The organism is Rossellomorea aquimaris (genome assembly GCF_003315075.1).
Taxonomy (GTDB): domain Bacteria; phylum Bacillota; class Bacilli; order Bacillales; family Bacillaceae_B; genus Rossellomorea; species Rossellomorea aquimaris_C.
Map to the genome: position 1 here is coordinate 13,854 of NZ_QNRJ01000030.1, position 23,002 is coordinate 36,855.

At 41.4% G+C, this 23,002-nt stretch carries 22 protein-coding genes and 3 other annotated features; of the genes, 18 read left to right on the forward strand and 4 right to left on the reverse strand.

Going from position 1 to position 23,002, the window contains the following annotated elements; genetic code table 11:
• Positions 1 to 32: 32 nt before the first annotated feature.
• A complete protein-coding gene (locus tag DET59_RS20190; protein WP_113971398.1) occupies positions 33 to 1,895 on the reverse strand; it encodes a DNA ligase D in 1,863 nt (620 codons plus the stop codon).
• A gap of 137 nt (positions 1,896 to 2,032) precedes the next feature.
• On the opposite strand from DET59_RS20190, the gene ku reads away from it, so the two are divergent.
• Both ku and DET59_RS20200 read left to right on the forward strand, forming a co-directional pair.
• A complete protein-coding gene (ku, locus tag DET59_RS20195) occupies positions 2,033 to 2,863 on the forward strand; it encodes a non-homologous end joining protein Ku (RefSeq protein WP_113971399.1) in 831 nt (276 codons plus the stop codon).
• Positions 2,864 to 2,889: 26 nt separating this feature from the next.
• A complete protein-coding gene (locus DET59_RS20200; RefSeq protein WP_113971400.1) occupies positions 2,890 to 3,558 on the forward strand; it encodes a phosphatase PAP2 family protein in 669 nt (222 codons plus the stop codon).
• A gap of 50 nt (positions 3,559 to 3,608) precedes the next feature.
• Here DET59_RS20200 and DET59_RS20205 read toward each other — a convergent pair whose 3' ends face one another.
• On the reverse strand, positions 3,609 to 5,159 hold the full coding sequence (locus DET59_RS20205) for a hypothetical protein (RefSeq protein WP_113971401.1): 1,551 nt from the start codon (positions 5,157 to 5,159) through the stop codon (positions 3,609 to 3,611).
• Positions 5,160 to 5,500: 341 nt separating this feature from the next.
• On the opposite strand from DET59_RS20205, the gene DET59_RS20210 reads away from it, so the two are divergent.
• The 14 genes from DET59_RS20210 to DET59_RS20275 all read left to right on the forward strand — a co-directional run bounded on the left by DET59_RS20210 (position 5,501) and on the right by DET59_RS20275 (position 18,636).
• On the forward strand, positions 5,501 to 5,776 hold the full coding sequence (locus DET59_RS20210) for a YhdT family protein (protein ID WP_113971402.1): 276 nt from the start codon (positions 5,501 to 5,503) through the stop codon (positions 5,774 to 5,776).
• Complete coding sequence (gene panF, locus DET59_RS20215) at positions 5,769 to 7,211, forward strand: sodium/pantothenate symporter (RefSeq protein ID WP_113971403.1); 1,443 nt, start codon at positions 5,769 to 5,771, stop codon at positions 7,209 to 7,211. The genes DET59_RS20210 and panF overlap by 8 nt, the downstream gene beginning before the upstream one ends.
• 72 nt (positions 7,212 to 7,283) lie before the next feature.
• Positions 7,284 to 8,783 (forward strand): FAD-dependent oxidoreductase, encoded by a 1,500-nt coding sequence (locus DET59_RS20220; RefSeq protein WP_258549754.1) that lies wholly within the window; start codon positions 7,284 to 7,286, stop codon positions 8,781 to 8,783.
• A gap of 49 nt (positions 8,784 to 8,832) precedes the next feature.
• Positions 8,833 to 9,690, forward strand: a complete 858-nt coding sequence (locus DET59_RS20225; RefSeq protein WP_181778258.1) for a GNAT family N-acetyltransferase — start codon at positions 8,833 to 8,835, stop codon at positions 9,688 to 9,690.
• A 91-nt stretch (positions 9,691 to 9,781) separates the two neighbouring features.
• Positions 9,782 to 10,028 (forward strand) — a binding site (T-box leader).
• 45 nt (positions 10,029 to 10,073) lie between these two features.
• Positions 10,074 to 10,323 (forward strand) — a binding site (T-box leader).
• Between the two features lie 73 nt (positions 10,324 to 10,396).
• A complete protein-coding gene (trpE, locus tag DET59_RS20235) occupies positions 10,397 to 11,794 on the forward strand; it encodes an anthranilate synthase component I (protein WP_113971406.1) in 1,398 nt (465 codons plus the stop codon).
• On the forward strand, positions 11,791 to 12,402 hold the full coding sequence (locus tag DET59_RS20240) for an anthranilate synthase component II (RefSeq protein ID WP_113971407.1): 612 nt from the start codon (positions 11,791 to 11,793) through the stop codon (positions 12,400 to 12,402). The genes trpE and DET59_RS20240 overlap by 4 nt, the downstream gene beginning before the upstream one ends.
• Positions 12,374 to 13,399, forward strand: coding sequence for an anthranilate phosphoribosyltransferase (gene trpD / locus DET59_RS20245; protein ID WP_113971408.1), 1,026 nt, complete (start codon positions 12,374 to 12,376; stop codon positions 13,397 to 13,399). The genes DET59_RS20240 and trpD overlap by 29 nt, the downstream gene beginning before the upstream one ends.
• Entirely contained in the window at positions 13,400 to 14,188 is a 789-nt protein-coding gene (trpC, locus tag DET59_RS20250; protein ID WP_113971409.1) for an indole-3-glycerol phosphate synthase TrpC, read from the forward strand.
• Positions 14,185 to 14,808, forward strand: a complete 624-nt coding sequence (locus DET59_RS20255) for a phosphoribosylanthranilate isomerase (protein ID WP_113971410.1) — start codon at positions 14,185 to 14,187, stop codon at positions 14,806 to 14,808. Before trpC ends, DET59_RS20255 begins: the two co-directional genes overlap by 4 nt.
• Positions 14,809 to 14,822: 14 nt before the next feature.
• The gene (gene trpB, locus DET59_RS20260) at positions 14,823 to 16,025 is read left to right on the forward strand and encodes a tryptophan synthase subunit beta (RefSeq protein ID WP_113971411.1); all 1,203 of its coding nucleotides are present in this window, start codon (positions 14,823 to 14,825) and stop codon (positions 16,023 to 16,025) included.
• Complete coding sequence (gene trpA / locus DET59_RS20265; RefSeq protein ID WP_113971412.1) at positions 16,018 to 16,809, forward strand: tryptophan synthase subunit alpha; 792 nt, start codon at positions 16,018 to 16,020, stop codon at positions 16,807 to 16,809. Before trpB ends, trpA begins: the two co-directional genes overlap by 8 nt.
• A gap of 150 nt (positions 16,810 to 16,959) precedes the next feature.
• The gene (locus DET59_RS21805; RefSeq protein ID WP_181778259.1) at positions 16,960 to 17,121 is read left to right on the forward strand and encodes a hypothetical protein; all 162 of its coding nucleotides are present in this window, start codon (positions 16,960 to 16,962) and stop codon (positions 17,119 to 17,121) included.
• Between the two features lie 132 nt (positions 17,122 to 17,253).
• Positions 17,254 to 18,258: a S66 family peptidase gene (locus DET59_RS20270; RefSeq protein WP_113971413.1), complete on the forward strand. Its 1,005-nt coding sequence runs from the start codon at positions 17,254 to 17,256 to the stop codon at positions 18,256 to 18,258.
• 12 nt (positions 18,259 to 18,270) lie between these two features.
• Positions 18,271 to 18,636 (forward strand): VOC family protein, encoded by a 366-nt coding sequence (locus DET59_RS20275; RefSeq protein WP_113971414.1) that lies wholly within the window; start codon positions 18,271 to 18,273, stop codon positions 18,634 to 18,636.
• An 82-nt stretch (positions 18,637 to 18,718) separates the two neighbouring features.
• Here the strand turns inward: DET59_RS20275 and DET59_RS20280 are convergent, their stop codons facing one another.
• The gene (locus DET59_RS20280; protein WP_258549755.1) at positions 18,719 to 19,315 is read right to left on the reverse strand and encodes a class I SAM-dependent methyltransferase; all 597 of its coding nucleotides are present in this window, start codon (positions 19,313 to 19,315) and stop codon (positions 18,719 to 18,721) included.
• Between the two features lie 136 nt (positions 19,316 to 19,451).
• Positions 19,452 to 19,717: a binding site (T-box leader), on the forward strand.
• 58 nt (positions 19,718 to 19,775) lie between these two features.
• Here DET59_RS20280 and metG point away from each other — a divergent pair.
• Positions 19,776 to 21,410, forward strand: a complete 1,635-nt coding sequence (gene metG / locus DET59_RS20285) for a methionine--tRNA ligase (protein WP_113971415.1) — start codon at positions 19,776 to 19,778, stop codon at positions 21,408 to 21,410.
• Positions 21,411 to 21,428: 18 nt separating this feature from the next.
• The gene (locus DET59_RS20290) at positions 21,429 to 21,917 is read left to right on the forward strand and encodes a metallophosphoesterase family protein (protein WP_113971416.1); all 489 of its coding nucleotides are present in this window, start codon (positions 21,429 to 21,431) and stop codon (positions 21,915 to 21,917) included.
• Between the two features lie 47 nt (positions 21,918 to 21,964).
• Here DET59_RS20290 and DET59_RS20295 read toward each other — a convergent pair whose 3' ends face one another.
• Positions 21,965 to 22,789, reverse strand: coding sequence for a GNAT family N-acetyltransferase (locus DET59_RS20295; protein WP_113971417.1), 825 nt, complete (start codon positions 22,787 to 22,789; stop codon positions 21,965 to 21,967).
• Positions 22,790 to 23,002 lie beyond the last annotated feature (213 nt).

Here is a 23,002-nt window from a genome sequence, read left to right on the forward strand (position 1 = left end):
TTGTGTAAGTCAGGTGAGAGTGTCCCAAAAAGCTAGGCTTTTGGGACATTCTTTTTTTTGTGATTGGATTGCTGTTTCAAAAATTGAATCACGTCACAAAATGGCTGGAGATCTTTTACCCAATCGAATGTAGTAAAGGGACAACCCATCTGCCGGAACCTTTGCAAAACAACATCTATTGTAAAGTGTTCTGGATGGAGGTCCTCATTTACTTCATACCACCAGAGGGGAGTGGCGATTAAAGCATCTTCATTTCCCCTTAGGGAATAAGGCGCAATGATGGTTTTTCCTTCTCCATGCTGAATGTAGTCCACGTATAACCTGCCTTTTCGGTTCTTTTTTAAACGCTCGATCGTAAAATCCTCAGGATAATTGGTCACAAGGTAATGTGCAATGAATTCAGTAAACAAGCCGGTGTCCTTCCATGTGTATCCCGGTGGTATGGGAATATACACCTGCAGTCCCTTATTTCCTGACGTTTTCACAAAACTATGGAGGTTGAGTCGGTCGAATAGTTCTTTCATAATGGAAGCCGCTTTAACCGCCAGGGAGAATTGATCCCTGCTGGGTGGGTCTAAGTCAAAGACCACTTCGTTGACAGATGCATCCTTCGTTCTTTGGAAAGGAATGTGAAATTCCAATGCAAGCTGATTTCCAAGCCAAATCAATGTCTCCAAGTTATTGCATACCGTATAGTCGATATTGTCCTCCTTGTACGTTTCAATAAATGAAGGGGCGTAATCAGGCGTATTTTTCTGGTAAAAGGATTCACCAAATAGCCCGTGTGGAAAACGAATACAAGTCAATGGCCTATCCTTCAGAAAAGGCAAAATAGCGACGGACATCTTCCGAAGATACCGAACGTAATCAAGCTTAGTCATTGAGACTTTCTGAAACAATTCCTTATCTGGATGAGTAATTTCAACCCCACGTGGAAGGGAGGCTTCGTCCAGCTTGAATTGCTCCATGGTGCAGGATTCCGGGGTAATGGAAAATAGAAATCGATGAAAATGTGGTTCCCTCAGTTGATCCTCATACCAATTCAAATATGAAATTTCCACGGTTATAGCTGGGTCTATGTAATAAAGGGAATTCACATTCTTCGTACTATTCTTTTTGATCATTGCTTTTAATGATTTTTTCTCTTCAGGAGAAAGACCAAAGTGAAATAAGCCTATCGGCATAATCTTTTCGTTATCGAAAACGCCAATGTGATAGTAATCGTTCGTTTCATCCAGCGCAGTGATGAAACAGTGACAGTGTTTCCAATTCTTAGTTTTTACCCAGCTCGTACTTCGTTTTCCCGCTTCCCACCTACTATTCTTCCTCTTGGCGATAACGCCCTCACCTTCCTCTTTTTCTACAAGTTCCCATATTTCCTGCCGATTGTTGAAATAGGGAACCATTTGAAGGGAAGGTGGGAGAGAGGGGGTAGGTTCTAACGGCAATTGAAGAAAGGTAAAAAACTCTTTCAATTTTTCTTTTCTTGTAAGGTAAGGTTCGGATGCAAATGATTTCTTCCCATACTGGAGTAAATCGAATGCCAGAAATTTAACGGGTCTTCCGGCTGCAGCATGATCGATTTTCTGCTTATTTCGCATTCTGCCTCTTATCTGTAATTCAAAGAATTCACTGCTGCAGGAAGAGCGTAATAGGGCGATCTCTCCATCCAAAATGAAAGGTGTAGGTAAATCTCTTTCATTGAGTAATGTTTTAATCTCTTTTTCAATTTCCGGAAAGTGTGGAAGCAATTCCTTACCGTTTCGACTTTGAAGACTTATCTGATTCTCAGAATCAACGTAGAGAATTCCGCGAAATCCATCATATTTCACTTCATAAAGCCATTCCTCATTTTCAGGGAGTTCATCATATAAGGTAGGAAGCATCGGTTTCATATCTATTCACCTGATTTTTAGTATTAGTGTGACCAATGAGAGTTTATTTATTTCCAGATGTTTAAGGGAATGAAGAGTATCGGACAACTAAATGATAAGGATAAGGGATTAGTTTATGTAAAGGAGGGTATTGATATATGCATACGATGTGGAAAGGCTCAATTAGTTTTGGACTGGTGAACATCCCCATTAAACTTCATTCTGCTACAGAAGATCGTGATATTAAGCTTCGTTCACTTCATAAAGAGTGTCATACACCGATTAAATATGAAAAAGTATGTCCAGCTTGTGAAAAAGAAATCGGACATGATGACATCGTTAAAGGCTATGAAGTGACGAAAGGGAAATTTGTCGTTCTTGAAGAAGAGGAATTGAAGGAATTGAAGGAAGCGAATGGGGATAAAGCCGTGGAAATAGTAGACTTTATCAAAATGGAGGAAATCGACCCGATATTCTTTGATCGAAGTTATTTCGTTTCACCGAATGATGGAGGGAAAAAAGCATATTCATTATTGCGAAAAGCTCTTCAGGAATCAGGAAAAGTAGGTATCGCCAAAATCACGATGAGAACGAAAGAACAACTCTCCATCGTTCGGGTATATGAAAATACACTCGTAATGGAAACCATTCATTATCCTGATGAAGTGAGGGGTACAGGGGATGTACCGAATGTTCCAGAAGAAGATGAAATAACGGACAAAGAGCTGAAAACAGCAACGATGTTGATCGATCAGCTCACAACTGAATTTCAACCGGATAACTATAAAGATCAGTATCGTGAACGCTTGAGTCAGTTGATTGAATCGAAGCAAACCGGGGAAAAGGTAGTCACAACGAAAGAAAAAGAACCAAGAGAAAATGTGACAGATTTAATGGCAGCACTTCAAGCTTCCATTGATTCATCCAAACCGAAAAAGACGAAGAAGCAAACGAAAAAGAAGACGACTTCAAAGAAAAAAGCTCAATAAGCCGTGAGTAAAGAGAGGGACAAGTTTTGGAGGAGAAACATATAAAACAAGGAGTATTTGTTGCATTATCGGTCATTTGTTTGATTGCATTTACATGGGGATTCGTCACGATTGTCGAAGAGTGGAAAGAAAATGAAATCGCACAATTTGACAATGGTGTCTTTGAGGTAGTAAGAGGATTTATCTCACCGAAGTTAACGACCTTTATGACTTTCATCACTTTCTTAGGTGGTATAAAAGGAATCACCATCATTGCTTGCAGTGTGGTTGTCATCTTACTGTTTTTGAAAAAATATCCACTGGCTCTTTTTGTGGCGATTACGATCACATCAGGGGCAGGGTTTAACGGGCTGCTCAAATGGATTTTTAAACGTGAAAGACCTGATATTGAAGCACTGATCGAGCAAGGCGGGTATAGCTTTCCCAGTGGTCATTCCATGAGTTCCTTTATTTTCTACGGGACTCTTGCATTCATATTGTTTCGAGCATTAGATCATAAACGGTATAAGTGGGCGAGTGTCATTGCGATCAGCTTCCTGGTCCTATTGATTGGTCTGAGCAGAGTGTATTTAGGAGTGCATTATCCAAGTGACATTCTTGGGGGGTTCACTGCAGGAGGTGCCTGGTTGACGCTTTGTATTGTCATTTATGCATACTTCCATAAACGAAAACATTGGAAAGAAAGTGAGAATTAAATGGAAACAAAGCGCTCAGAAATTCTTCTGAGCGCTTTGTTCCATTATCATTAAAATAAATTAAAAATATACGGTCCAATAGAAGTGGCATAAAGAAGAATGTAAATACCCATGAAATAAAATACTCCACCAAAAGTACCCCAGTCAGGATCTCTCCCTAACTTCCATAGTAGTGAAGTAATGACACTGATAACGAGTAATACTATATACTCACTTCCTGAAAACATCAGGTATTCCGGAGCGGAAAAGTAGAAGTAATCGCCCATCGCTTTAGTGATGAAGGTTATCGGCATGACTAAAAACATAATGATAGAGGCATATTCAACCCAGTTGATCTCTTCCTTCTCAAATATATTTGGTTTAAAAATATAAAGCAGAATTAAAAGAAATAGAGAAGGCAATACCCAATAAAATGAAACCATAATCGTGATTAAGCTGCTGAATATCATAAGTACGGAATTGTTAACAGCCTCTTTGACACTTCGTTTCGACCATTCTGTGCTATTGGCGATAACTTGTGCATCCTGTGAAGCCCCAAATAATTCATACGTATCTCCATCATATTCCAACCAGGCAATGCTCTTATTAGTAAGCTTGAGTGGAGAATACGTAAAATGTTTAGTTGTACTGACTGGAGCCGCTGTTAATTGGTTTGAGTCACTGAAAGGTGCTACATATAGACTAATCGCATTATCATCCCCAACCCGATGACCTTCTGATGTGAAGAGAATGGATTTTTCTCCATTAATGGAAAGAAGTTGTGCGGATCTTGGACTTCGAAGTTTGCCCCCTGACATTTCGTTCGTAAAATCAATTTTTGTGGGTTTCAAAATAGAAGATCCTATTTCATCTATCGGTGTTTGCAGCTTGAAAATCTTATATGACAATGTTCCCTGTGCTCGCATCTCCTCATTATAAAGAAGAGTCAATTGATTGTTTTCTGTGGTAAAGGTTAATCCATTCATATGATGATTCGTTGCTGTGTTGACAATTGCAAATGGATCTTTCACTACTTGTAATGTATCATCCATGTAATAAAGGTGAGAATGACCGTCATCTTGTCTAACCTGTATTACGGAACTGCCACTATTTCCAATATAGACGTCCAGGATTTCATTAGTAAAGCTGAAAACCCCTTTTACTGATAAATCAGCAGGGTTAAGAGAAAAAAGGTTCTCTTTATTCCAGAAATACACAGAATTCTTTGCCGTGCTGATCCCTGTTGCTTCCTCACTAATCGTCGTTACTTGATTACTTTCTGTAGAGATTAATTTGTCATCCTTGTACTGAATGACTTTCGTACCGTCTGTCCAAAAAGGATGGCCCCGGGTAACGCTGATGTCTACCGTTGTTTCTCTGGTGGAATCCAATGCTTCCTCGAAAGTAAACCCTGTAATTTCACCGTTACTTGCCAGGAAGAGTCCTTCATCTCCATTAAAGATAACAGGGCGTTCTTCAGAAGTGTAGTCTAATGGGATGGATCTACTCCAATCAGGCTGTGGTTGTTGTTTGACTTGTAAAAGCTGGTGAAGAAATAGTGCCCCTATAAACAGAACGATTAACACTAAAGGTATTCCAAATGATTTGAATTTCTCTTTCAAACATATCCCCCTCGATTCTCTATCTCTATAATATGAGCTCAATTTAGAATTTTACCATAATTCACATTTCGGGGCACCAAATATTTCCTTCGGTAAATAAAAGTTTTGTGTTGACATTTAATAAAAGAGGGATTACAATGATATTGAAAATCATTCTCATTTGAACAAAAGAGTTTCCCCCTCTTTCAATAGAGAGAATGGTTCATGAAAAACCCCCTTTATTAAATATAAAAAGACAGAGCCGCAGCAGATGCTGCGGCTCTGTCTTTTTATATTGCATTTCATTTCTTCCTGTCGTAAATTGTTAAAGGATGTTGTATTTTAAGGAGGGGTAAGAGTAAGTGGATCATAAAGAAGACAAACGGTTCAGGGTTGCTGGTCACGAGGCACTGATAGGAATAGCACTTGTCCTTATAAATTTCTTATGGTGGTATGGTTTTGCATTCGGGTTGGGTGGTCAACCGGTTTCAGATTATGATTGGATCCTCGGGATGCCGGAGTGGTTTTTTTACAGCTGCATCGTTGGCTTTTTTCTTATGGTATTGTTAGTGATCATCGTCGTAAAGTACATGCTGACTGACATTCCGTTTGACGATGAGGAGGATGATCATGAATAGTATGGCATTGATTCCCTTATTCGCTTTTTTAATCTTGATTTTTGTTGTGGGAATTTATAAGGCCAGAAATGTGAGTAGAGCAGATTCCTTCGTCCAGGAATACTTCTTGGGAAGCCGTCAGCTTGGCGGATTTATTTTGGCGATGACCATGATTGCGACCTATGGAAGTGCCAGTAGTTTCATCGGAGGGCCGGGCGCAGCATATACATATGGTTTATCGTGGGTTCTTTTAGCTATGTCACAGGTTGTAACAGGTTACTTTGTTCTCCTTATACTCGGGAAGAAGTTCGCGATTATGGCCCGGAAATACAAGGCCGTTACATTGATCGATTATCTACAAGGTAGGTATGGAAGCAATAAGATCACCATTCTATCGGCCATCAGTATCATCCTATTTTTATTTTCAGCCATGATTGCTCAATGGGTAGGGGGAGCACGGCTCATTGAATCATTGACCGGTTTATCCTACGAGAGTGCTCTTTTTCTGTTTGCCGTATCGGTACTCGTTTACGTCATTATCGGAGGTTTTCGTGCGGTTGCGGTCACGGATGCGATTCAAGGGGTGGTCATGCTTGGTGGGACCATTATTCTATTGATTGCCACCATCATCGCCGGAGGTGGCATGGAGAACATCATGATGGGATTGAAAGCGGAAAATCCTAACCTATTAAGTCCTCATGGTCCTGATGGAGAATTAAGTGCCCGCTATATTTCTTCTTTCTGGATTTTAGTGGGCGTGGGTGTTGTCGGATTGCCTCAGGTGGCAGTCAGAGCCATGAGCTATAAGAATTCCCGGTCCTTACACAGAGCGCTCATAATTGGAACCATTGTCGTCGGTTCCATTATGCTCGGTATGCACTTAATTGGTGTGCTTGCAAGGGTCGTGGTCCCGGGAATAGAAGTGGCGGATAAAGTCATGCCTCTTCTTGCTTTAGAAGTTCTTCCGCCATGGCTTGCCGGGATTGTCCTGGCTGCTCCGATGGCGGCGATCATGTCGACAGTGGATTCATTATTATTGATTGTATCCTCGGCTATTGTGAAAGATGTGTATATGAATTTCATCAATAAGGATGCAAAGGAAAAGCAAATCAAAAAGATTAGCTTCTGGGTGACGAGTATAACGGGAATTCTCGTTTTTCTTATGGCGCTCAGTCCCCCTGAATTAATTATCTGGCTTAATTTATTTTCATTTGGAGGCCTTGAAGCTGTTTTTATTTGGCCGATTGTTCTAGGACTATACTGGAAAAAAGGAAATGCCCATGGTGCCATTGCTTCAATGATTTCAGGACTGGTAGCGTACATTTTATTTCACAGTTTCGCACCTAATTATCTGGATATGCACACGGTCATTTTTCCAATTATCATTTCCTTTTTCATGTATGTGCTCGTTTCCCTGTTTACTCAAGCACAATATCGGCAAGATGGATGGGCTTAGCCCATCCATCTTTGTTTTTATGAAGTGAGAAGAGTACATTGTATGGTAAGAATCAATGAATAGGGTGACGCAATGATAAAGAATTCAGTAGTCGTAATAGGTGGTGGAATTGGAGGGTTGACAGCAGCTGCACTTCTTGGGCGTGCAGGTTACAGTGTCCGGATTCTCGAGGCTTCAAGGGAGTGGGGAGGCTGCGCGGGTAAATTCCAAAGGGGGGAAGCCTTATTTCCTGTTGGTGCAACTCTGGGTATGGGGTTTGAAAAAGGAGGAATACATCAGCGTATTTTTCACTATTTAGGGATAGCCCCCCCTCCTTCTCTAATGCTTGATCAGGTTATGGATATTCATCTTCCAGACAAAACCCTGATATTCTACCGAGATAGGGAAACACATGTGAATGAGTTGAAGAAATCGTATCCAGAAATATCAGAAAAGCTGAGCCCTTTCTATGAAGAAGTGTTCAGGATCGCTACAGAAATACGAAAGCTGATGGTCGCGTTGCCGACACTTCCACCTAAAACGATGAAAGACTGGATGGAGCTTACGTTAAGTTTAAAACCCGGATCTCTGATGCTGCTCCCTGCCTTTCAAAAAACAATGCTCGACTTATTAGAAAAACACGGAATCCACGAACACTCTTCATTTAAACATTTTATTGATGGGCAACTGATAGATAGTATGCAGGTGACCAGCGAGCAGTGTGCATTATTGATGGGGTGCCTGGCTATGGATATATATCACGAAGGTGCATTCTATCTGGAAGGTGGATTATTCCAAATAGCCCAAAGCCTGGTCGGATTTTCTGAGTCTATAGGGGTTAAAGCGACGTTAGGGAGAAAAGTGGTTAGCATCGATCGTGATCATCATGAACAAGAATGGATCATCTCTGATCATAGGGGCAATGAGTATCGTGCAAATCATGTTATATGCAACTTGCCGGTGCAATCTTTAAAAAATCTTTTCCCCCCTCACTATAAAACAAATCTTGATAACTATTTAAAAGTAAATGATAAAGAAGCTATTTGGGGAACCATGTCCCTTTATATGTTGCTGAAAGAAGAATCACTTCCAGAGTCCTATCCTTTGTTCTCTCAAATTTGTTCAAACCCAAATGGAAATATGTCAGAAGGGGATCATCTCTTTTTATCGCTATCCCATCCAAATGACCGTCAGCGTGCCCCGGAAGGATTCCGTACCTTAACGGTATCAACCCATACTAAATTAGAAAAATGGGAAACCAAAGAAAAGTACGATTCTTACAAGGAGAATCTTAAGGAGAAAATGATCAATTCCATAGAGTCAGTCATTCCCACTATAAGAGATTGTCTTGTAGATATTTACCCTGGGGCACCTAAAGCCTGGGAACGATTTACTGGCCGTCCTGGGGGCATTGTAGGTGGATTTCCTCAATCTAATGATCATGCTCTCTTCAATAGTCTTTCTCACAGGACTCCCTTGAAAAATGTATGGATATGCGGTGACTCAGTCTTTCCGGGTGCAGGGACCATCGGAGTATCTGTAAGTGCTTACCATGTATATCACTCCATTACAGGCAGAAAACTTCAGAAGTAAAGGAGGAACCTCCATTACTAATGTCGAATTTTGGGAATGGGGTGATAATATGTATAAGCTGACACAGTTTAAAGATCCGACAGTCTTCCACGATAAGGTCCATTCCTTTTTAATGGAGGATGAAGCGGCGAATAACCTGCCTTTAGGTTTATTGAACACGATGAAAACGAGTGATAAATATACAGATCCGCTTCTTCTTTTAATGGAAAATGAGGTCGGGACGGTGGTGGGATCCTTCATCATGACCCCTCCTCATTACCTTGTCAGTACACTTAAGGTGGAGAAAGGTGGAATCCAGGGAATAGCCGAACAGCTCATAGCGTTTTGCGAGAATAACAATATCACCATTCCCGGTTTTGTTGCTGAGAAAGAAACCGCACTTCAATTGACTCATGCATGGTGTCACGTTATGGGGAAAAGTTTCAACATCCGTATGAGGCAACGTGTGTACCAATTGAATAAGGTGAATGATATTCCGTTGAGTGATGGGAAAATGGTTCCCGTACGGAAGGGCCAGGAGGGACTTTTAGCCCGATGGCTCCTTGGATTTATCGAGGATATAGAAGTGCTACCCATGTCGGGTGAAGAGGCTCTTGAAAGGGCAAAAGATATGATTGAAAATGAACCATATGTGTACTTTTGGGAAGTGGACGGAAAGCCTGTTTCCATGGCACGGGGGGCAAGAAGAACGGAAAACGGCATTACCGTAAATTTTGTATATACCCCTTCAGAATACAGGAAAAAAGGATACGCATCTTCTGTTGTAGCAGAACTGAGTCGTCTATTGTTGAAGCACCACTCCTTTTGTTCGCTCTATACGGACCTGGATAATCCCACCTCCAACAAGATTTATATGGAAATCGGCTATAAGCCCGTTTGTGATTCAATGATGATTTCCATTGTGTGAACCTTATGATACAAATCAGAATATTATTTAATATAAATAGTTGACATTGTGAAGGAATGCTATTAGTATAATAAACAATTAATTAAATGAGCGAATGGCTTTGACGAAGAGGAGTACCTCTGATCGACACTTAAGAGAGCTGGTGGTTGGTGAGAACCAGTGTGAACGATCTTTGGGAATGGACTTCCGAGCCTCCAAACCGAAACTTCAGGGAGTAGGCTTTGGCGAATGTCTTATCGTTACAAAAGACGCGTATTAAAAGCAAATCGCTTCGATACGATTGAGTGGACTGTTCAGGCAGTCAACAAAGGTGGCACCACGGGTATCTCGTCCTTTACATGATGTAAATGGATCGAGATGCCCTTTTTTTATAACTAAATAATGATAAATCGCCGAGTAAGAGGAGTACATTCAAGTGATGCATGACAGAGAGCTGAGGATGGTGAGACCTTAGCATGATAGCTTGTCTGGAATGGACTTATGAGAGATGATCTGAATGGAAGTAGGGTCGTACGGAATTCCACCGTTAAAAGGATAGAGTATCGGGTTATTCATTCCCTGTACTTGAATCAAGAGGGGATACGTCAAAGTATTCCAATCAGAGGTGGCACCGCGGTCAGCATCGTCCTCTATGAACAGATCTTTTTTGTTCATAGAGGACTTTTTTTATGGAATTTTAAGTGGAACATTGAATTGGAGGCATGAAATGATGAATCAGCAAGCATTGGATTATGTGGTGAAAGAATTAAACGGAGACTTATTTACACCCATCTCACTTTTTCAATCATTAAAAGGGAAGAAGAAATTTTTATTGGAGAGCTCATTGAAGCATGAACAATCCGGTCGGTATTCATTTGTAGGGAGTGATCCATTTTTAGAATGTAAAGCATACGGAAATACTGTTCAGTTAATAAAAACATATGCAAGTGAAATGGATGAAATAGAGGGGAATCCCATTGAAATCATTCAAAACCTTATTCCTTCCCAAAAACTAAAGGATGCACCTTTTCCTTTTACAGGTGGAGGGATAGGATATCTGGGATATGACGTTATTCGACTCTACGAAGACATCGGTGTAACTCCTCAAGATGAATTGGAGATGCCGGATATTCATCTCATGTTTTATGAAAAAGTCATTGTGTTTGATCATCTGGAGCACAAAGTATTTATTGTCGTCATGAATGAGTGGACAGAGGATCAAACAGGAGATCTAAATAAAAAGGTGAAGGAAGTCGAGGCTGAGCTGAACAATGTGTATTTGAAAACCCATAAAAAGAAACTAGATCGCCTTTCCTTCCATGCTCAAACCACAAAAGGTGAATTCATGGAAAAGGTGGAGAAGGCAAAGAAATCCATAGGGGAAGGTGAGATATTTCAAGTCGTGCTCTCTCAAAGGCTTCAGGCGTCCTTTTCAGGTGATCCATTTTCATTCTATAGAAGCTTGAGGAAATCGAACCCGTCCCCTTACATGTTCTTCATTGATTTCGAGGACTATGTCGTATTGGGGGCATCACCAGAAAGCTTGTTGAAAGTACAAGGGAGGGAAATCACCACGAATCCAATCGCAGGAACGCGAAGAAGGGGGGATACACATGATGTGGACAGGGAGCTTGAGAAAGAATTACTTACAGATGAAAAAGAGATCGCTGAACATCGTATGCTGGTTGACTTAGGAAGAAATGATTTAGGAAGGGTTTGTGAGATCGGTTCCATTTACCTTTCAAAGTATTTAACGATCGAGAGATATAAATATGTCATGCACATCGTTTCGGAGGTAAAGGGTGAATTAAAAGAAGAAGTAACACCGCTGGAAGCTTTAACAAGCTGCTTACCGGCAGGTACCGTCAGCGGAGCACCGAAAATCAGGGCGATGCAAATCATCAATGAACTTGAAACCACCAAGCGCGGTGTGTACTCAGGTGCCGTCGGGTATATCGGGGTGAACGGGAATTTGGATTTTGCCCTTGCCATCCGGACGATGGTTCTTAAAGATCAAACGGCATATGTTCAAGCCGGTGCAGGGATTGTTTATGATTCAGACCCAGCCGGTGAATATGAAGAAACCATGAATAAAGCTAAATCATTATTGGAGGTGACAGGATGATCCTTCTTATTGATAACTATGATTCCTTTACGTATAACCTGTATCAATATATAGAAGAGCTCGGTGAAGAAGTAATCGTGAAACGGAATGATGCTATTTCTTTAGAAGAAATAAGGGATTTGAACCCTGCAGGAATCATTCTATCACCTGGTCCAGGGAAACCGGAAAATGCGGGCATTTGCATCTCGATTATACAGAATCTTCACGCTAGTGTGCCGATTTTCGGGGTTTGTTTAGGGCATCAGGCAATCGGGGCCGCTTTCGGGGCCACCATCGAAGTGGCTGACAAAGTCATGCACGGAAAAACATCCCTCATTAAACACAACGGCTGCGGGGTATTCGAATATCTTCCACAACCTTTAGAGGTGATGAGATATCATTCCCTGGTGATTAAGAATGGGACACTGCCGACACAATTAGAGACAGTCGCATTGTCCATGGATGATAGAGAAATCATGGCGATAAAGCATATGAAATATCCAATGTACGGGGTTCAATTTCATCCGGAATCCATCGGTACGAAAACAGGAAAGAAAATCATTCAAAACTTTTTAGTTCAGATGAGAAAGGAGAATAACCGTGAAACCTTATCTACAGAAGCTATCTAACGGTCATTCATTAGAGAGAGAAGAGATGAAAAGGGCAGTTGAACTATTGTTCATTGAAGAAACAACGGATAGTCAAATCGCCTGTTTCCTGACCCTATTAAAAACGAAAGGGGAAACAGTGGAGGAAATTACAGCTCTTGTTGAAGTTTTAAGAGAGAAAGCGATGCCCATAAAAAGCACATTACCAGGAATATTGGATAACTGCGGAACAGGTGGAGACGGATCCCAAAGCTTTAATATTAGTACAACGAGTGCATTTGTTCTTGCCGGGGCCGGGGTGAAGGTTGCGAAACATGGGAACAGAAGCATTTCCAGTAAGACCGGTAGTGCAGATGTGTTAGAACATTTAGGGGTAGCACTCGATTTTCAATCTCATGAGGTGGAAAGTCTACTGGATGAAACCAATATTGCTTTTCTATTTGCACCCCATATTCACTCAGGTTTAAAAAAGGTAATGAAGGTCCGGAAAGAATTAAAGATTCCTACCATCTTTAATCTCATTGGTCCATTAACGAATCCAGTTCGTCTGGAAACTCAACTCCTTGGGGTGTATAGAAGAGATAAATTAGAAACGATGGCCCATGTTTTACGTAAATTGGGCCGAGAACGGGCGATTGTACTTAATGGAGCTGATTACATGGATGAAGCCTCATTAGCAGGGGAAAATCATCTCGTTCTGCTGGATCAAGGGCAAATTACTTCCCTCACTTTAACGGGAGAAGATGTCGGCCTTCCTTATTATTCCCTGGAAGAGATACGTGGAGGGGACGCGGGGGACAATGCCCTTATTTTAGAAGAAGTATTAAATGGGAAGGAAGGGGCTTACACTGATACGGTCTTATTCAATGCAGGAATCGGCCTGTACGCTCATGGCAAAGCGGCCACCTTTAGAGAAGGTGTAATGTTAGCAAGAGAAAGTATAGAAAGCGGTCGTGCAAAAGAAAAGCTCCACTCCTTGGTTCGTTATAGTCAACAACGTCGAAAGCAGGTGATTTAAGTGTCTACCATTCTACAAACCATTCTTGAAAAAAAGAAAGAGGAAGTGAAAGAGTTAAAGAGTGCAGGGTATGAATCCTATTATTATAAGGGGGCTCCCAGGAATTCCTTATATGAAGCATTAAAATCAGCATCCAGATTACAGGTGATTGCTGAAATTAAGCGGGCATCTCCATCAAAAGGAGATATCCGCACAGAAGTGAATCCTGTGATTCAAGCAAAGAAGTATGAAGAAGCGGGAGCCTGTGCCATATCGGTATTGACCGATGCTCCTTTTTTTAAAGGAAGTATGGAGGATCTAGCGAATGTTCGAAAAGCAGTCTCCCTCCCTATTCTGTGTAAAGACTTTATTATCGATGAAATCCAGATAGATCGTGCAAAAGACGCCGGGGCAAATGTCATCCTTCTTATCGTGGCTGCCCTGGATGTAAACAGGCTACAAGAATTAAATTCTTATGCAACGAAGCTTGGCCTGGAAGTTCTGGTAGAAGTTCATAATGAAGAAGAAATGAATGTCGCAATGGAATTGGGGGCAACCATAATTGGGGTGAATAATCGAAACCTGAAAACCTTTGAAGTAAATCTTCTGATCACAGAAACTCTCGGCTCCATGGTAAATGGAACAGATATCTTGTTCATCAGTGAAAGTGGAATAAGAAATGAAGAAGACTGTCACCGAGTCGTAAACGCAGGTGCGGATGGGGTCCTTGTCGGAGAGACGTTAATGAGAAGTGATGACCCTGTAACGAAGCTTGCCTCCTTACAAGTGAGAAAAGGAGTGGTGAAATGACCAAAGTAAAGGTGTGTGGAATAAGAAGGCAAGAGGAGGCTCTGTGGGCTCTTGAAGCAGGAGCGGATGCGATAGGATTCGTGTTCGCTGATAGTAAAAGAAAAGTTGACGTTGAATCAGCAGCAATTATAAGTGCTTCACTACCTTCGCATGTATTAAAGGTTGGTGTGTTCGTAAATGAGGCTAAAGAGAAGATGGAAGAAATATTCAGAACCGTAAATCTCGATTACGTTCAGCTTCATGGAGATGAATCAGTTCAATTTTGTGAGGGTCTCCATCTTCCTTGTATCAAGGCGATTTCAATAAAAGAAAAAGAAGATTTAGATGGGATCGAACACTTTGGCGGAGAGATGATTTTGGTGGACAGTGGAAAGGGGCCTCATCGTGGAGGGAATGGGACAACGTTTAATTGGGATTATGTCGATGAACTAAACATCCCTCAACAATTGATCCTTGCGGGTGGATTGAATTTGGATAATGTTCGGGAGGCGATCACCAAGGTCCGTCCCTATATGGTGGATGTTTCAAGTGGGGTGGAGACGGATGGGAAGAAGGATAGAAGAAAGATCGAATCATTTATCCGAGAGGCAAAGTCGGTATATCGATTTTTTAAACAATGAATGGAGGAATTGAGATGATTTACGCACAACCAGATCAAAAAGGGTTATTCGGGCAATTCGGGGGAAGGTTCGTTCCGGAATCATTGATGAAGGCTGTTCAAGAATTGGAAAAGGCTTATGATGAAGCCTCTCAGGATGTAGAATTCCAAGGGAAACTTCAAAGCTACTTAAAGGATTATGTGGGAAGAGAAAACCCGCTCTACTTTGCTGAAAATCTAAGCAAACAGGTAGGGGGAGCTAGAATCTACTTGAAACGTGAAGATCTCAATCATACGGGTGCTCACAAAATCAATAATACAATCGGTCAGGCCCTGCTTGCTGAACGGATGGGGAAAAGAAAAATCGTGGCGGAAACAGGGGCAGGGCAGCACGGTGTCGCAACGGCAACCGTATGTGCTCTTTTAAACTTGGATTGCGTCATTTTTATGGGAGAGGAAGATATTCGCAGACAGAAGCTCAACGTATTCAGAATGGAGTTACTGGGAGCGAAAGTGGTGAGTGTCACCCAGGGAAGTGCCACATTAAAAGATGCAGTCAATGAAGCATTGCGCTACTGGGTCGCAAATGTAGAGGACACACACTATATCATCGGTTCCGTGTTAGGGCCACATCCATTTCCTAAAATGGTACGGGATTTTCAAAGTGTGATCGGGAAAGAAACAAAGCGACAATTCTTCGAAAAGGAAAAATGCCTGCCGAACGCCATCGTCGCATGTGTTGGAGGCGGCAGCAATGCCATCGGAATGTTTCACCCGTTCATTGATGATAGAGAAGTTGACTTATACGGTGTGGAAGCGGCTGGAAGCGGGGTAGAAACCGACAAACATGCTGCCACATTAACAAAGGGGTCCGTCGGGATCCTTCATGGCAGCATGATGTACCTGCTACAAAATGATGAAGGGCAGATTCAAGAAGCCCACTCTGTATCAGCAGGCCTTGATTATCCTGGTGTCGGGCCGGAGCATAGTTACTTGAAAGACATTGACAGAGTGGAATATACGTCCATTTCAGACGTGGAAGCATTAGATGCATTTAAGCATTTGTCCCAGACAGAAGGAATCATCCCGGCACTGGAAAGCTCGCATGCAGTCGCCTATGCGGTGAAATTAGCTGAAAAAATGAGGAAAGATGAGTCAGTAGTGATTTGTTTATCCGGCAGAGGGGATAAAGATGTGGAACAAGTGAAAGAGTTACTGGGAGGTAGTCAGCATGGGTAAATCATTTCTTGAAAATACGTTTAAAGCTGAACTGGATAAAGGAAACAAACTATTCATTCCTTACGTGATGGCAGGGGATGGGGGGATAGAGACCTTGGTGCCAACCTTGAAAATGCTCGAAGAAAGAGGGGCGACGGCCATAGAAGTCGGGATCCCGTTCTCGGATCCCGTTGCCGACGGCCCGACCATCCAAGAGGCAGGAAAACGGGCACTGGAGAATGGGACGACACTGCAAAAGGTGTTTGAAGAGTTAGAGGAAAGCAGAAAGGAAATTGGCATTCCGTTAGTCTTTATGACGTATATTAATCCCATTTACAAATATGGAGTAGAGCGTTTCTTTGGGGATTGTAAGAATTCAGGGGTGGACGGTGTAATCATTCCTGATCTGCCACTAGAACATCATGACATGGTCCGGGTACCTTCTGAAGAAAATGGAATCGCCATTATTCAATTAGCAACGCTTACGAGTCCGTTAGAAAGAATTCAGGAATTGGCTTCCGTTACTGAAGGGTTCCTTTATGCCGTTACGATCAATGGTATTACTGGAAGTAGAGAAGGATTTGGCAATAATATTTCAACTCACCTGAATAAATTGAAAGAAAACAGTCCGGTCCCCGTACTTGCCGGGTTTGGAATATCCACTCCTGAACATGTGCGTACCATGAGTAAGTACTGTGATGGAGTAGTCGTCGGAAGCAAAGTGATCGATCTAATTCAGCATGAAGCGTTTGATGATATAAAAGAATTAATCAGTGCTTCAAAAGCTAAAGCATTAAATTTGTAAAGATTACTGAATTATTCGTAAATAAATGAATACCTAGATTAACAGATTCTAAATGTGTGTTAAAAAAAGGTAAATAGCCTTCTTTTTCCTCCTGAAATCAGTATGATAGAGATGTAGTTGAACAAAGCATCATAACAGGAGGCTATTAAAATGAAAAGGTTGAAAAAGTGGTTATTCATGTTAATGACAGCTCTAACAGTAGTAACATTTGCAGCCGGATGCAGCAGTGACAAAGAGGAAGACACAGGCACTGAAACGGAAGAGAACATGGAAGAAGAAAGCAACACTGAAGAGAGCAATACAGAAGAGTAAAATGGTAACAGTCAGTCCTTTACGGGCTGACTGTTTTATATTTGAATAAGAAAACACAAGATTCAGGTTGTATTCAACGACTTTTTCTATTAATCTGACAATACAAGACATATTGTTAGAGAGGTCAAACGGATGACGATTCCAAATCGATTAAAAATAGGAGATACGATCGGGATTTGTTCCCCATCTTCTCCAGTCGCTGCTCATTGCCCTAAGCGATTGAAAAGGGGGATTGAAGAGCTTAAGAAGTTAGGCTTTAACGTGAAAGTAGCACCCAACACATTGAAAATAGAAGAGTATATGGCTGGTACCATCGAGGAAAGAGTGGAAGACCTGCATAGTCTCTTCGGGGATAAGGACGTAAAAGCCATCATCACCACAATAGGAGGCACCTGTTCTCATCAACTTCTGGATTATCTTGATTTCACATTAATCCAAAAAAATCCAAAGATATTCCTCGGCTACAGTGACATAACGGCTCTCCACATGGCGATTTATCAAAAGACCGGTCTCACAACCTATCTTGGACCTGCCGTTCTGCCTCAGTTTGGAGAATATGGGGGAGTGCAATCATACACAAAGGAACACTTCTTCCAATCACTTGTAAAAGGCGAAAGAGTAGATTACTCCGCCTCTCCTTCCTATGTAATGGAACATCTGTGGTGGGACGAAGAAGACAATCGATTAAGAGAACAAGTTGAAAATAAGGGACCTTCTGTAGTCAAAGAAGGGAGAGCAGAAGGGAAAATCATTGCAGCCAATATGGGAACCATGCTCCTTCTCGCAGGTACAGAATACTTGCCAGATCTCGATGGTGCCATCTTATGTATTGAAGATGATCCAGATGAAACCCCTTCGTCAATTGATCGATACTTAACTCAACTCGGACACATGGGTGTATATTCCAAGATTAATGGTCTTGTCGTTGGACGCTTTCATGATCACGTTAGCTTTAAAGAAAATCAACTGGCCGGCATTTTATCCCGTGTCACAGAGGGGTATAAAATCCCAGTCGTGACGGATCTGGATTTCGGTCATACTGACCCTATGTTTATCCTACCAAACGGAATCCGGGCCGAGCTTAAAGTCCACGGAAATCAAATTGATTTTCACCTGGTGGAAAAGCCGGCTACATAAGGAGGAGTTCACATGATTCAAAGAAAACTGAATACAGTGTTTATTCCCGTGGTTAATCTAAAGGAATCTGTGGATTGGTACGAAAAAGTGCTAGGTTTTGAAATCGATCCCGTGCAGTATAATGAGATTGAGGAGCTTCCCGTTTATACTTTTCAGATGGGGGAAACATCACTGACTCTAGAAGAGGAAAAAGGATTCATTCCACCAGCTTATAATGTTCCAATCTGTAATTTCCATACCACTCAAATTGAAAAAGTAAGAGAAGACTTTCACGAAAAGGGAGTCACAATTGAATCCGGGATCATCACGTTTCCCGGCTTTTCATATTTTAACTTTAGAGATGTCAACGGGAATTTATTAATGATTTGTACGGGATAAAGTCGATTAATAACATGTAAATAATAAAGCAAAAAACCTCCTGAAGAAATAATTTCTTCAGGAGGTTTCCTATTTTGTGAATCTACTTCACACACTTCACACATACCGTCAAAGCTGGTTTAACATTCTTATAAGAAAGAGTGATATCTTTAAAGCCAGCTTCATGCAAAGCTTCAGAGATATTTTCGCCATAATGTTTCGCCCGGCCATCCCTTTCTTCATCCCCCCGTGGCTGGACGGTGATAAGAAGGATACCGCCTTTTTTTAGCATATTATATAAGTGTGAAAGGGATTTTTCCTGGTCCTTCCATAGGGGATAGTTATTGACGGAAAAGATTCGATCGTACTCGACGTTATTCAATTCAAATTGACTGATATCATGAACAAATAAGCGAACTCTTCCGTTCTCAATCGCTTTTTCATTCTTATTATGGGCAGCATTCTTCATGGTCTCAGAGATATCAACCCCATCTACAAGCGATTTAGGAAAACGACTGGAAATTCGATGAATGCAATATCCGGGCCCATAGCCTACTTCCAGAATATGATCGCCATCTTTAATGGATAATTGCTTAATGGACCAATTGTTAATTTTTCGATTATCAAATTCCATTACTTTTCCGACTAACCAGCCAAGTAATCCATTCGGACGCTTGAATTGCTTTTGTAATGAAAACAACAGGGCATCACCTCTTTTGTTATAATATGTTTTTATGAAATAGTATCGTCTATTCACCTTTCCACTAATACACACAAACAAAACCTTGAAAGCGATGTTGCAATTTTTTGAAAAAGTGGCATAATATAAACAAATCTATTTTGCGTTGATGAGAAAAGTACATAGATGGGTCCCTTATCAGAGAGCTTCGGCAGCTGAAAAGAAGCAGGGTAACTCGTTATGGAAAATGGTCTCGGAGCATTCTATTCGAACCGCTTTGGTGTAGGGTAGAACGGGAATGGGCATCCGTTATCCATGTCACGGTATAAGAGCTTTTTTTATGCTCCGTACTTGCTGAGATAGTCTTGTGTAAGCAAGCTATAAACTAAGGTGGTACCACGAGTTCAACCCCTCGTCCTTAGATGTCGATTGATATCTAAGGACGAGGGGTTTTTTATATTATTCAGGAGGAGGAAAAGGCATGACCATATTTATAGGTGGCGCCTGGCCATATGCGAATGGGTCGTTACATTTAGGGCATATCGCAGGCCTATTGCCAGGGGACATTATTTCACGATATTACCGTTTAAAAGGGGAGGATGTTCTCTACGTGTCAGGGAGTGACTGTAATGGAACCCCGATTGGTATTAGGGCCAGACAGGAAGGAACAAGTATTGAAGAGGTCGCGAATCGATATCACAACGAATTCCTCGGGTGCTTCCATGCTTTAGGATTTAGTTATGATGAGTACACTAGAACTGACCAATCACATCATCATAAAGAAGTTCAAAACATCTTTACCACCCTTTATCAGAGGGGCTGGCTTTATGAAAAAGAAGTGGAGCAAACGTATTGTGAGCATGATCATCAATTTCTGCCGGATCGGTTTGTAGAAGGAACCTGTCCCGTTTGTGGCTCGAGGGCAAGAGGTGATCAGTGTGATCAATGCTCTTCAGTGTTGGATCCGACAGATCTAATCGATAAATCCTGCAAGCTCTGTGGCCATGAACCGGTTCTTAAAGCGACAAAGCATTTATATTTCTCTCTTTCTAAATTGCAGGAGCCTCTTCAACAATTACTGAAGGATAACGGCACCAGGTGGAGAGATAATGCTCTTCAGCTCACAAGTCGCTATTTAAAAGAGGGCTTGCATGACCGGCCGGTGACAAGGGATTTAGAAAATGGTGTGAAGGTTCCGATTCAAGGTTTTCATGATAAGAAAATTTATGTATGGATAGAAGCAGTGAGCGGATATTTGAGTGCTTCCAAAAAGTGGGCGAGGGAGCATCACCGTGATTGGAAAGACTTTTGGCAGGAGGCAACCACCTCCTACTATGTTCATGGAAAAGATAATATACCTTTTCATAGTATTATTTGGCCGGCCATACTTATAGGAATCGGCGAAAAGAATCTTCCTGACTATATAGTTTCAAATGAATACTTGACGCTTGAGAAAAGGAAAATTTCAACGAGCGGAAATTGGGCTGTTTGGGTGAAGGATCTTCTCAACGACTATCATCCAGATTCCATTCGGTATTTTCTCACCATAAATGCACCGGAAAAGAGAGATGCAGATTTCTCCTGGAGAGAATTTATTTATAGTCATAACAGTGAACTGCTGGGAGCACTCGGTAATCTGGTTCAACGCACGTTAAAATTTCATGGTAAAGAATTTGGTTATGATCTTACACTTTCAGTTGTCCCAAATGATATTCAGAATAAAATAAGTGAAACGTTTCTTTCTGTCGGTCAATCGATTGAAGAAGGGAACACTCGACAGGGAATTGAAAAAGCATTCGAATTCATACGATGGTCGAATAAGCGTTTTGATGAAATGAAACCGTGGAATGTTATAAAAGAGGATAGGGAGGAAGGAAGACAGGTATTAGAGGAATTCCTTTACGTAATATGTAACTTGAGGAATCTCATACAGCCGTTTTTGCCCTTTACTTCTTCAAAATTGACTGATCAGCTGGGGATGAGCGGACAGTTCGGATGGGCACCGGTATCTTTGCCGTTAGAGATCAGCATTGAAGCGAAATCACCATTGTTTAATCGAATTGACATTGATCAAATTGAGATAGAACGGAAACAATTGAAAGAGAAAGCACAGTGAAACCAAAAGGAGTATGAGATGAAGATTATAGTTGTGTCCGATACCCACATGCCTAAAAAAAGGAGAGGGCTTCCGGAAATTCTGAAGGAAGATCTCAGGAAAAGTGATTTAATCATCCATGCCGGAGACTTTCAAACCCTTGATGTTTATAAAGAGTTTATGGGGTATGGAGAACTGATTGCCGTTGTCGGAAATGTGGATGATCCAGATCTTCAGGAGGTTCTTCCCCAAAAAAGAATCATCATGAAAAAAGGACTGAAAATTGGTGTGGTACACGGAGACGGGAAGGGAAAAACAACGGAAAAAAGAGCTCTTGAAGCATTCGAATCTGATGAAGTGGACTTGATCGTCTTTGGTCACTCACATATCCCATATTCCCGCTATATGAAAGGGAGACTCCTGTTTAATCCCGGATCTCCCACTGATAAACGTAAGCTCCCTTACTTCTCTCATGGTGTTTTGACCATTGAAGACACGTGGAGAATAGAACATAAATTTTACCATTAAAAAAGCACAGGGGTCTGAGCCTCTGTGCTTTACTCCTTTATTGAGTCCTATAAAGCAAACTGATAGTAATCCTGACTATAGAAGGTTTGAAAGCCACTTGATTCATAGAGCTTAAGTGCATTCCTGTTCGTAGCAGCTACATCCAGGTAAATATCGCTGGTCCACTCGGATTCCTTCATCACGACTTGAGACAGGGCATTTCTACCGATGCCTTTACCCTGATGGGAGGGATGGATTGCAAAGCCATAAATAAAGCTTCGATTGTCCACTCGTTGGATTCTAATCTTCCCTACGGTTGCTCCATTATATACAATCATTAAGTTGCCTTCCCCTGATTCTTCAAGCAACCTCTTGGTATAGGATTCGGCATCAGACCTTACAACGTGAAAGCATTTTTCATCAAGGTCAATAATGGTTTCAATATCCTTTTCAGTAGCAGTTCTTAATTGGACATCAGCGGCGTTTACAGATAAGCTTTTTTTATTCCATTTCATTTCATATTCAGTAAAATCATAAGAGGCATTTATTTTCTCAATAAATTCCTTTCCGGAAGCTGAAGTGCCGGGAGAATTAAGTAAGAGCTTTCGAACAGAGCGTGACCTTAGTGATTGGACGGCTTCTTGGAATAGTTCTTGAAATAGTTGCTGTTTACGGTAATCCGGGTGAATCATCCCACATAATTCATATGTTTCACCAAAGCCGTACAATCCTAAAAATCCAATCAGTTGATCCTCTTTGTAAAGAAGAAAATCATCCAGGCTGTCTGTACGGTTTTTAAGCATATCCCAGTTCAGTTTTACTTTTATATCTTCGTGTTTTTCGCAGACGATCTGCAGGTTTTTAATGTCTTGAAGCTGTTTTGAAGTAAGCATGTTTCATCCCCATTTAATCAAAGTATAAAGAATATTCTTACTAAATTTTATGGGAAATCCTTCATCTAGACAAGAGTTTTTTATAAAAGGCTCTTTTCGTAAAGTTTGTTGCTATTGAAGAGGAGAAAGTAATAGTTGATTTCCGCTCCAGGATGCTCGCTTTCCGCGGGGCTGGCGGTGAGCCTCCTCGGCTGCGCCTCCGGGGTCTCACCT